General features: G+C 67.3%; 9 protein-coding genes. 6 read left to right on the top strand and 3 right to left on the bottom strand.

Annotated features, from left to right (window positions below):
• Positions 1–91: 91 nt before the first annotated feature.
• Positions 92–1,870 carry an MFS transporter gene (locus tag ACFYV1_RS26420; RefSeq protein WP_389398076.1) on the top strand — a complete coding sequence of 593 codons (1,779 nt, stop codon included), beginning with the start codon at positions 92–94 and terminating at the stop codon, positions 1,868–1,870.
• The gene (locus ACFYV1_RS26415) at positions 1,776–2,921 is read left to right on the top strand and encodes a PucR family transcriptional regulator (protein ID WP_389398236.1); all 1,146 of its coding nucleotides are present in this window, start codon (positions 1,776–1,778) and stop codon (positions 2,919–2,921) included. The genes ACFYV1_RS26420 and ACFYV1_RS26415 overlap by 95 nt, the downstream gene beginning before the upstream one ends.
• Positions 2,922–2,965: 44 nt before the next feature.
• On the opposite strand, the gene ACFYV1_RS26410 is transcribed toward ACFYV1_RS26415, so the two are convergent.
• Entirely contained in the window at positions 2,966–3,235 is a 270-nt protein-coding gene (locus tag ACFYV1_RS26410; protein ID WP_389398075.1) for a GntR family transcriptional regulator, read from the bottom strand.
• Positions 3,236–3,383: 148 nt separating this feature from the next.
• On the opposite strand from ACFYV1_RS26410, the gene ACFYV1_RS26405 reads away from it, so the two are divergent.
• The 3 genes from ACFYV1_RS26405 to ACFYV1_RS26395 all read left to right on the top strand — a co-directional run bounded on the left by ACFYV1_RS26405 (position 3,384) and on the right by ACFYV1_RS26395 (position 4,523).
• Positions 3,384–3,755, top strand: a complete 372-nt coding sequence (locus ACFYV1_RS26405) for a hypothetical protein (protein WP_389398074.1) — start codon at positions 3,384–3,386, stop codon at positions 3,753–3,755.
• A complete protein-coding gene (locus tag ACFYV1_RS26400) occupies positions 3,752–3,997 on the top strand; it encodes a hypothetical protein (RefSeq protein ID WP_389398073.1) in 246 nt (81 codons plus the stop codon). Before ACFYV1_RS26405 ends, ACFYV1_RS26400 begins: the two co-directional genes overlap by 4 nt.
• A 400-nt stretch (positions 3,998–4,397) precedes the next feature.
• Positions 4,398–4,523 (top strand): hypothetical protein, encoded by a 126-nt coding sequence (locus tag ACFYV1_RS26395; RefSeq protein ID WP_389398072.1) that lies wholly within the window; start codon positions 4,398–4,400, stop codon positions 4,521–4,523.
• A 481-nt stretch (positions 4,524–5,004) separates the two neighbouring features.
• Here the strand turns inward: ACFYV1_RS26395 and ACFYV1_RS26390 are convergent, their stop codons facing one another.
• Together ACFYV1_RS26390 and ACFYV1_RS26385 are read right to left on the bottom strand one after the other, a co-directional pair.
• Positions 5,005–6,198 carry a N(5)-(carboxyethyl)ornithine synthase gene (locus tag ACFYV1_RS26390; protein WP_389398071.1) on the bottom strand — a complete coding sequence of 398 codons (1,194 nt, stop codon included), beginning with the start codon at positions 6,196–6,198 and terminating at the stop codon, positions 5,005–5,007.
• Between the two features lie 70 nt (positions 6,199–6,268).
• Complete coding sequence (locus ACFYV1_RS26385; RefSeq protein ID WP_389398070.1) at positions 6,269–6,541, bottom strand: hypothetical protein; 273 nt, start codon at positions 6,539–6,541, stop codon at positions 6,269–6,271.
• 1,414 nt (positions 6,542–7,955) lie between these two features.
• Here ACFYV1_RS26385 and ACFYV1_RS26380 point away from each other — a divergent pair.
• Positions 7,956–9,416, top strand: coding sequence for a hypothetical protein (locus ACFYV1_RS26380; protein ID WP_389398069.1), 1,461 nt, complete (start codon positions 7,956–7,958; stop codon positions 9,414–9,416).
• Positions 9,417–9,424: the final 8 nt, after the last annotated feature.

The raw sequence follows: 9,424 nt of genomic DNA, 5'->3' as shown, positions 1-9,424 counted from the left end.
GGCGCAGGAGCGGACAGGGGCACGAGGGGCGCAGAATCCCCGGGGGCCGGCGACGAGCCCGGGCGTCGGCTCCGCGTCGGGAGGTGGAGCGGTGGGCCGGGGAAGACTGTGCGCACTGCTGGCGATGACGGCACTCGCCGGCTTCATCACCACGCTCGACAACACCGTGATCAATGTGGCGCTGCCCACCGTCCAGCGGGAACTGGGACTGACCGTCACCGGCCTCGAATGGGTGGCCACCAGCTATGTACTGGTTTTCGGCGCGCTCCTGCTCACCGGCGGCAGGCTCACCGATCTGCTGGGGCGCCGCTCCGTACTCGCCGCCGGGGTCGCGGTCTTCACCCTCGCGTCCGCCGCGGCCGCCGTGGCCGACGACGGGACCACGCTCATCACCGCCCGCGCCGTGCAGGGCGTGGGCGCCGCACTGGTCATCCCCGCCTCCCTCGCGGTGGTGGCCGCCGATCTGCCCGCCGGACGGCGGACCATGGCGGTCGGACTGTGGACGGCCGCGCTGGCCACGGCGCTCGCACTCGGGCCGGTCATCGGCGGCTTCGTCACCGAACGGTGGGGCTGGAGCTGGGTGTTCCTGCTCAACGTGCCCTTCGGCGTGCTGACCCTGGCGCTCGTCCCGGCCGTCCCGGCTGTCCAGGCAGCCCGCACGCGCACCGGGGCGGGGCTGCTCCGTCCCCTCGACCTGCCCGGCGTCGTACTGTCGAGTGCCGCGCTGTTCCTGCTGACCTACGGACTGGTTCAGGGAGGCGAGCACGGCTTCAGGACCCTGCCCGCACTCCTGTGCCTCGGGTCGGCGGGAGCCATCGCCTGCGTCTTCCTCGCCGTCGAGGTCCGCAGTCCCGCACCGCTGCTCGACCTGGGCATGCTGCGCGTCCGTACGCTCTTCGGCGGGGTGGCCGCCCAAGTGCTGTGGGGAATCGGCGTCAACGGGGTCTTCTTCTTCACCGCCCTCTACCTCCAGCGTGTGCTCGGCTTCTCACCGACGGGGGCGGGCCTGGCCTTTCTGCCGCTCGCGATCGCGCTGCTCCTGGTCACCCCGTTCGCCGAGCGCGCCGCGCGGGCCGTGGGCGCGCATGTGTCCGTCGCGGCGGGACTGTTCCTGGTGGCGGCGGGGCTCTGGTACGTGTCGGGTGCGGGGCCGCACGCCGACTACTGGTCCCTGCAGCCCGGGCTGCTCGTCATCGGCGCCGGATCCGCCCTGACCACCCCGCTGATCGTCCGGTCCGTCGCCGACGTGCCCCCGGACCGGACGGGCATGGCCTCGGGACTGGTCAGTGCGGCCCGCGAGATATCCGGAGTGTTCGGGGTGGTCCTGGTCGGAGTCGTCCTGACCCGCACCGAGCGCTCCGCCCTGCGCGACGGAGCCGACCCGGCCGGCGCCTTCCTCGACGGCTACGACTCCGGGCTGCGGCTGGCCGCCTGCTGCGTCCTGCTCGGCGCGGCGATCACCGCTGTCACCCTGCGCCGCCCCGGCCGCCACCGGCGCCCCACCCGATGGGGCAGGGCGCACATCGGCCGCACCCGCGACGCCCGAACCACACGCGCCCCTGCCGTCCTTTGTCACCCGAGTGACAAAGGACAGGGCCGGGACTGTGCGGAGACGACGAGACCCGGCACCACGGCGGCGGTATCGTCACCGGGCCTGTGTCCCTCACGCGCAGAGGAGCCAACTCGTGGTGAACGGTTCCCGATTACCGGTCGACGAGACGGCGGGCAGGGCCTCGCTCGAGGCATCGGCGGCCTTCCGGTCGCTCCCGGCAGGGCTGCACGACCATCTGAGGCCGTTCGTCAAAGAGGTCACGGACGAAGTCGTCCGGGCGATCCGCAAGGAGATCCACGAATACCACCGGCCGCGTGACGACACCTACAGCCACGTCGTCCACCGAGGTGTGGAGCAGGCCCTCTGCGGATTCCTGGCCAGGATGGCCGAACCCGACACGGACTGGGAAGAGGTCAAGGCCACGTACCACCGCATAGGCCGAGGCGAGGCAGACGAAGGCCGCAGCCTCGACTCGTTCCAGGCGGCACTGCGCCTCGGCGCCCGCGTCACCTGGCGCCGGATCAACGCGCTCGTCGACGCGGAGGTACTGCCCCGCCACGTCCTCGCCACCTTCGGCGAGGCGCTCTTCCTGCACCTCGACGAAATGGCGGCGGCGACCACCATCGGCTACACCGAGGCGCGACTGCACGCGGCGGGCGAACTACAACTGCGCAGGAAGCGGCTCATCGACCTGCTGACGTGCGAGTCGTCGGTGTCCGTCGAAGCGATCACCGAACTCGCCCAGATCGCACAGTGGTCCGTCCCGCGTGAGATCGCCGTGGTGGTCGTCGACCACACCCGAGTACCGGACACGGCCCGCCCCATCCTGCCGCCGGAGTTCCTCGCCTGCCTCGACGCGCAGCCCGGAGTGATGGTGGTCCCCGATCCCGACCGGCCCGGCAGGGTCAGGGCCATCAGCGCCGTCCTGAACGGGGTGCGCGCGGCGGTCGGACCGACGGTCGCGCTCGACGAGGGGGCCCGCTCCCTGCGCTGGGCCCTGGACACCCTGGCGCTCTCCCGGCGAGGCGTCCTGCCCGGCACCGGAGTGGTGCGGTGCAGCGACCACCTGGCCACGCTGCTGCTCTTCCGCGACGAGGCACTGATCGACGCCATCGCACACCACCGCCTCCGGCCACTCGACCAGGTGCGCTCTCCGCAGCGCGAACGCCTCGCGGAAACCCTGCTGTGCTGGCTCCAGTGCGGCCACAACGCCAGCGAGGTCGCCGAACGACTGGCCGTGCACCCCCAGACGGTGCGCTACCGCCTGCGGCAACTGGACGAGGTGTTCGGCGACCGACTGCACGACCCGGCGGCGCAGTTCGAGATGCAACTGGCCCTCCGCGCCCTGAGCCTGCGCCCCACGGCGTGACGCACGGAGGCGCGCCGAAGCCGTTCGCAGGTCAGCGCCGCATGTCAGCCGGCGGGGCGGTCGTCGTCGGGTCCGCCGGTGACGGGGAGAGGGTCGACGACGAACGTACCCAACCCGACTTCTCCCCGTGTCCATCCCTGCTCCCGCACGTACCGCATGGCTTTCGCGGCCGTCGCGTTCACCACGCCGAACTCCTGGGCGATCTCCAGGGCGGAGGGTACGCGGCTCCCCGGCGGATAGGTTCCGTCCTCGATGCGCCGGGTGATCTCTGCTGCGATCTGTCTCCACAAGGGGCGGGTGCGATCAAGGTTCATGGACTCAGCGTGGATGGCCATAGAGAACCGCGCATCCGTGGATAACCGTGGATAACTGCGGTTAGAGTGTCGTCGGACACTGAAACGCCCCTGGGGCGGCCGGGCAAGGGCCGTCTCCAGGGGCTCACCGAAGATTGGAGCTTCGGTTATGCGGAACCCTATCGCCGCGCTGCTCGCGTCGCTGCTGGGCGTGCTGGCTCCCGGATCCGGGCGTCGCCGGGCCTGCGCCGGTCCAGTCGCCTCCGCCAAACCGCGGCGGACGCACACGGCCCCTCCCGGACTGGACGAACCTTCCACCCGCGCGGGCGGTCCGCCGGCCGTGCGGCCCCGGTCCCCGTACGGGCTCGTGGAAACACTCCACGGGGAGGACACCGCCCTCATCCGCCCCTACCTGGTCGAGCACGAACGCCAGGAGAGGCGCACCCGCCAACGGCGACGATGCCTCACGCTCGTGATGGCGGCCGACTTCGGCATCGACCTGGACACCCGGAACGTGCACGCGACGGGGGTGGCCTGGTGAGCGAGCCGACCACCAGCGCGCCGGGGCGAAAGCCCGTCCGGATGTGCGTGCGTTGCAGCCACATCACGGACGCACCCGTGCTCGTCGCCGAGGTGCACCAGAACTCGGGCCCGGGCTTCAACCTCTACGCGTGCCCGGCCTGCGCACCCCACTTCCCACCACTGCCCGATCCACTCGACCTCCTGCGGCGCAGGCACCACACGAACGGCACGATCCCCAATGACAACGCCACGGGGCCGTGACCGCCTCAGCAACGGTGATGAGTCAGTCTGTTGGAGCCGCCGCGTCCGACGTGGCCGACGGCCGCGACGGCTTCCGCGATTCCCCGCGGCATGGTGACCGAGCTCTGCACCAGCTGCAACGACGGCCGGCAGGAGATCGCCGACCGCAAGATCGAGCAGCTGTTGCGCGAGTACGATTGACATCGCGCGCTGGACTCGTCCGGGACTTCGAGAAGACCGCGCCTTGTGGTCTTTGGGAGATGACGTGGGCTTGCTTGTGGTCCTCGATGAAGCAGTGGCCGCTCTCAAGGCCCCTCTGGGGGAAGGCGACAGGGCGCAGGGCTGGACCGATGATCTCCGAAGAGAAGTACAGGAAGAGATCTCGATCAGCCGCTCAGTGCTTCGTCGCCACGGGGTGGGTATGACGCGGTACCTGCGACCTCGCCTGGACGAGTGGATGGACCGTGCGGGCGTGCTGCCTGGACCCCTGCGCGACCTGGTGGTCGAGGTACAGCGGTCGCTCGTGGAAGCCCCGACCATGACGTGAGTAGTGCCGCCGACCTGAACATTCGTCACCCACCACCAGTCCACGGACCCGACGTACGGCTGCACATACGGAAGACCTCGACGCCAGTGCCTCCGCTGGTGCCGAGGTCTTGGGACACGGAGTGCCCCGGCAGGATTCGAACCTGCGCAGAGGGCTCCCAAGGGCATGGTTCGACCGAAGCCGAACCATGCCCTTGACCTGAGCGACGTGAATCCAGGATCGCGTGCGCGCAACCCCGGCCGAGACGACGGAGACCGCCACGGCCAAGGCGTTCGTGATCATTGACGCGCTCGAGTGCGCCGTCGTGGAACAGGGGATCGGTCGACGACACGAGTGATGGTCGGATGCGGCACGGGCTGGCCGAACCGCCCACCGAACGGCGGGGTCTCCGGCCACCGGTCCGCGATCGCCGTCTTGGTGAGCCGGCGAAACGGCGCGTCCGGCTTGGCGCGGTGTGCCGGAGTGGCTGCGCGCAGGTGCGTCAGGCGGGCTGTCCGGAGGAGTTCAGCACCGTGGCGAGGGCCGGATCCGCGATCTCGAGGGCGTGGGGGAAGGCGGCCGCCCGGTGCTGGAAGGAAAGGATCTTCGGGTTCAGGACGAAGCCGTCGCGGATCTCGATGGCCTTTCCGACCGTGGGGTCCGCGTCCCATGCCGCGGGGCCGCTCATGACCTTGCGCAGATAGGGGAGGAGCGCCTCGCTGATCTCCCACGTAGCCGAGTTCCACAGGTGGGACGGGCTGTGGTCCACCCCGTAGTAGTGGCACCCCGGCCCGACCATGGGCATCGGGTCGCCGAAAGTGGTCGGACGGGCCCAGGAAAAGCCCATGCCCTCGTCGCAGGAGACATCGATGAAGAAGGAGCCCGGTCGGAACAGGGCGAGCTCCTCGTCGGTGACGAACGTCAAGGGCACGTCGGTGTCCTGCCGGACGCAGTTGACGATGATGTCGAACCCGGCCAGGTACTCCGCGAGCGCCACGGGTCCCGCCGGGGTGAGTGCCTGCAGACGGGACGGATCGTCCTCGTGCTCCTCGAAGTGACCCATCACGACCGACGGCATCGGTGAGGCCACCGCCGCCGCGGCGCGCTGGGTGAGCACCGTGACGTCGGAGACTCCCATGGCGCCCAGGCCCGTGACCGCTCCGCGTGCCGTGGCGCCGAAGCTGATGACGACGGCGCGCAGGCGCCGCCCGTAGCTGCCGGTCAGCCCGCCGAGCTGCAAGGCGTGCAGCACCGAGCAGTAGCCCGCGAGCTCGTTGTTCTTGTGGAACACATGAACGCTGAAAGCGCCCGTGGACGTCCAGTGGTTCATCGCCTCCCAGGCGATGAGGGTCAGCTGACGGTCGATGGCGAGCCGCGTCATCCCCTCGTCCTGCACGCAGTGCGGCCATCCCCACAGCACCTGGCCCTGGCGCAGTGCGGCGACGTCCTCGTGCATGGGCTTGGGCAGCATCAATACGTCGCACTCGTCGAAGAGTTGCTCGCGGGAGCGCAGTCCCGCCACGAGCGGTCGCAGCGCGTCGTCGGCCACGCCGAACCGTTCGCCGTAGCCCTGTTCGAGGAAGATCCCCTCTCGTACGTCCGGCGCGATCCGGCCGAGGTGGGCGGGGTGCAACGGCAGGCGGAACTCGTTTTCCTTGCGGGAGGAGGCGGGTACTCCGAGACTCAAAAGGCTCATACGCTTCCTCATCACTTCGTTCTGGCTATTTCGTTCGCGTCGTACTTCTGGTGGCTGCCGGGTTGCTGGATCAGGAACCGCCGGCCCCGTGCCTGCGCACCCGCTCGGCCAGCGGGAGAGGCGTCTCGTCCAGGCCGTTGACCGACCCGCTCGCCATGCGCGCGCATGTGCCGTGGCAGGCGAGCAGCTGCTTGTCGTCGCGGTGGGAGACCACCACCGCCTCCGCATCGGGAGCGCTCCGGTAGTCGGTGCCGCACATGAGGCAGGCCAGTCCGGAGAGCATCTCCCGGGTCGGCTCGGGTCGGCCACGGCGGCGGCTGGAGATCGAATCCTGTGAATACATGCGTCCGCAATCCTCTTGATCGGTTCAGGGGCGTACGCCGGACACCGGAATGCCTCAAGGGCATCCCGGTGGAGGGAGATCCGCTACCGCGCTGCGCGGGACCGGATACGGGAGGGGGCGTGGCAGTGCGAGCCTGGAGGCATAGTGCGGCTCTTTTCCGGCCGGATCCGATGTGCGCCGGCCTGTGCCGTTCTACGAGGGCGACGCCGAAACGGTGACGGCGTGCGAGGTGCGCTCGGTGCCGCAACCGTACTCCCCTTCATCAGCGCGCGCGGACCTGGTCGGCCTGCGCACTCTCCGACTGATCGGGGACGCGGTCACATCTGCGGATCACACCGGGCACGGACACCGCGATGAAGGGCGTTGCATCGCGTTCGAACCACAGGGCGCCCAGGAGGTACAACCGAAGGCGTCCAACCAGGCTGCCCGCCGGTGTCGCCGGCCCGAAGCATGCGCGGAAGCTCCTGGCGGCCGGCGCCTCAAGGGCCCGCTCGCAGCCGTACTTCGGCGGTCTTCGGCCGGGCTGAAGCGGTCGACCCCGTCGAGACGGACCCTGAGTTGCTCCCTCGGCCCGCCCGCCGGTCGGCAAGCAGTGAACCCACTCGGGGGAGACGCACGACGCCCGCGGGCTGCGGGACCGACCGCCCTCAGCGAGGGTGGTCTCCCTGTGGGCGTAGATCCGGCGCGCCTCACTCGGGAACAGCGATTGAGACGACAAAGACCTGGACTCAGTGAGACTGGGTCCAGGCCTTCATGCGTGGCACTTGTGCAGGTCAGCAGCCCTATCGTGCTGGCCTGTTCGGAGTCCCCCGGCAGGCTTCGAACCTGCGCACACGGCTCCGGAGGCCCTTTTGGTCTCAGACATTCGCGCAGGTCATCGCCCTGTACACGGCCGTTCGGGCTGGACGAGTCCACGTGTAGTCCACAGACGCTGAGCACAGCTCTGGAACGTCCATGGCGGTAAGAGACGATGCTGCGGTACGCCTTCTGATCCGTATCTCTCCAGAGATCGGCCGCCAGCGCCGCGACCGGACTACTTGGCCCGCGCGGGCACTCCGCACCACCAGCGAAGACGGCCGGAAACCAACCTGTGTGGCTGGTTGCTGGTGGCTCGGCCTCCGACAGACGGAGACGTGGGGCTAGGTCGGCTTGGGAAGCGGTAAGTGTGGGCTCGTGCCGAGGCAGCCGGCGAACAGTACGCAGAGGCTGGCGAACAGACATGCGTGTAGCTGCACTCTTGGCACCCTCTGGTCACGCCAGGCCACCCAATCCGCCAAAAGTGCATCCTCGTCACCCTGCCTGGCCGCCCGTAGCCGTGACGTGACGGCATGTCATCTGCTTCAATCAATGAACTTGATTACAGTAACTGCGCAGGCGGGGGGCCGTGTTGATCAACCCAAGGACGGACCCTGCCATGATGGAGGGTGAGATGGGTCGCCCGTCAGGGTCGAACGCCAGCGGAGTTGATGCGCAGCGGGTCCCCATGCAGAGGGACGGCTCGACGGAGCCTAGGAGCCTGCCACCCGATGGCGCCGAGGAGGACCTGGGTGCACGGCTTCGGGAGCGGGCTGCGTTAAGCCCTGAGTTCTGGTCATTTTCCGGCCGCTCACGCCGTGAGGGTGGTCATGGCATTTTCGCGTACCCAGCAATGATGGTTCCGCAGCTACAGGGAGCCCTGCTGGAAGATGTACAAGCAGTCGATCCAACCGTCTCGTCTGTCCTCGACCCCTTCATGGGCTCTGGCACGGTGATGCTCGAGTCGGCTCGGCGTGGTCTGTCTTTTCACGGGACGGATATCAATCCCCTGGCCGTTCTGCTGGCGACTGTGAAGTCTCATATCTATGATCCCGAGCTGCTTGCTAAGGTACGCCAGCGCATTGCTGTGCGAGTGACAGAGGACAAAAGCCAAGAAATTATCGTCAACTTCACTAACCGCGATAAGTGGTTTCGTGATGACGTGGCCATCGATTTGTCTAAGATTAAGAGGGCCATCTCGGTCGAGCGCCCTAGGGTAGTTCGCCAGGCCTTCTGGGTTGCTCTGGCTGAGACCATCCGACTGGTGAGCAATAGTCGGACCTCCACGGTAAAGCTGCACTCGTACAGCCCAGAAGAAATCCAGGCCCGACAACTTGATACGATCGATACGTTCCTGCGAATCTCTGCATCCCAAATTGAACAACTCGACGATCAGGCTGTGGCTCTTTCGCAAGGCTTAGATAGGAATCCAAGCCTTTCAATCACCTGCACAGTCGCTGATGCTCGCAGTGCACCAGGGGTAAAGTATCGCGCGACTGCGGACATTCTAATGACGTCTCCTCCTTACGGGGATAACGTTACGACAGTCACCTACGGACAGCATAGCTACTTGCCGTTGCAGTGGATCGAATCGGCCGATGTTCCTGGGATGAAGCAAGAGCTGCTTGAATACACGCGATCCATTGATTCAATCAGCCTGGGCGGAAAACTAAAAGGATCACTTGATTGGTCCGACGAGTTGCGACTCAAGTCGCCAGCATTTGCACAGTGTCTTGACCAATTGCATGGCCATCCGCGTAATGCGCAAACCAGGATGGTTGCTTTTATTCGAGACCTGGATGAATCGCTGGACGCTATCGTTTCGCGCCTGCGTAGTAATTCTTGGATGTTCTGGACGCTTGGTGAGCGAAAGATTAGCGGTGTCCGCGTGCCCACCGTTACCATCGTTCGGGATCTGTTGGCAACTCGCGGAGCTCGGCACGTTGAAACGCTGGAAAGAAAGATCCCTGGTGGATCAAAGAGAATGGCAGCGCGAAACGCCAGCGTAGAGACGATGAATAGCGAAAGCATCCTGGTCATGCGTGGTCCCTGTGATACCGATTGTGGATCCCGTTCGTGAGGGAAGGA

It is taken from the genome of Streptomyces sp. NPDC003023, assembly GCF_042888225.1.
Lineage (GTDB): Bacteria > Actinomycetota > Actinomycetes > Streptomycetales > Streptomycetaceae > Streptomyces.
Note: the sequence above shows the minus strand (reverse complement) of the source record. Positions and strands in the feature narration are given on the sequence as shown.

Coding starts and splice junctions, on each gene's coding strand:
- ACFYV1_RS26405 (WP_389398074.1), top strand. CDS start 3,384: ATGCGGAACCCTATCGCCGCGCTGCTCGCGTCGCTGCTGGGCGTGCTG.
- ACFYV1_RS26380 (WP_389398069.1), top strand. CDS start 7,956: ATGATGGAGGGTGAGATGGGTCGCCCGTCAGGGTCGAACGCCAGCGGA.
- ACFYV1_RS26395 (WP_389398072.1), top strand. CDS start 4,398: ATGACGCGGTACCTGCGACCTCGCCTGGACGAGTGGATGGACCGTGCG.
- ACFYV1_RS26385 (WP_389398070.1), bottom strand. CDS start 6,541: ATGTATTCACAGGATTCGATCTCCAGCCGCCGCCGTGGCCGACCCGAG.
- ACFYV1_RS26410 (WP_389398075.1), bottom strand. CDS start 3,235: ATGAACCTTGATCGCACCCGCCCCTTGTGGAGACAGATCGCAGCAGAG.
- ACFYV1_RS26390 (WP_389398071.1), bottom strand. CDS start 6,198: ATGAGCCTTTTGAGTCTCGGAGTACCCGCCTCCTCCCGCAAGGAAAAC.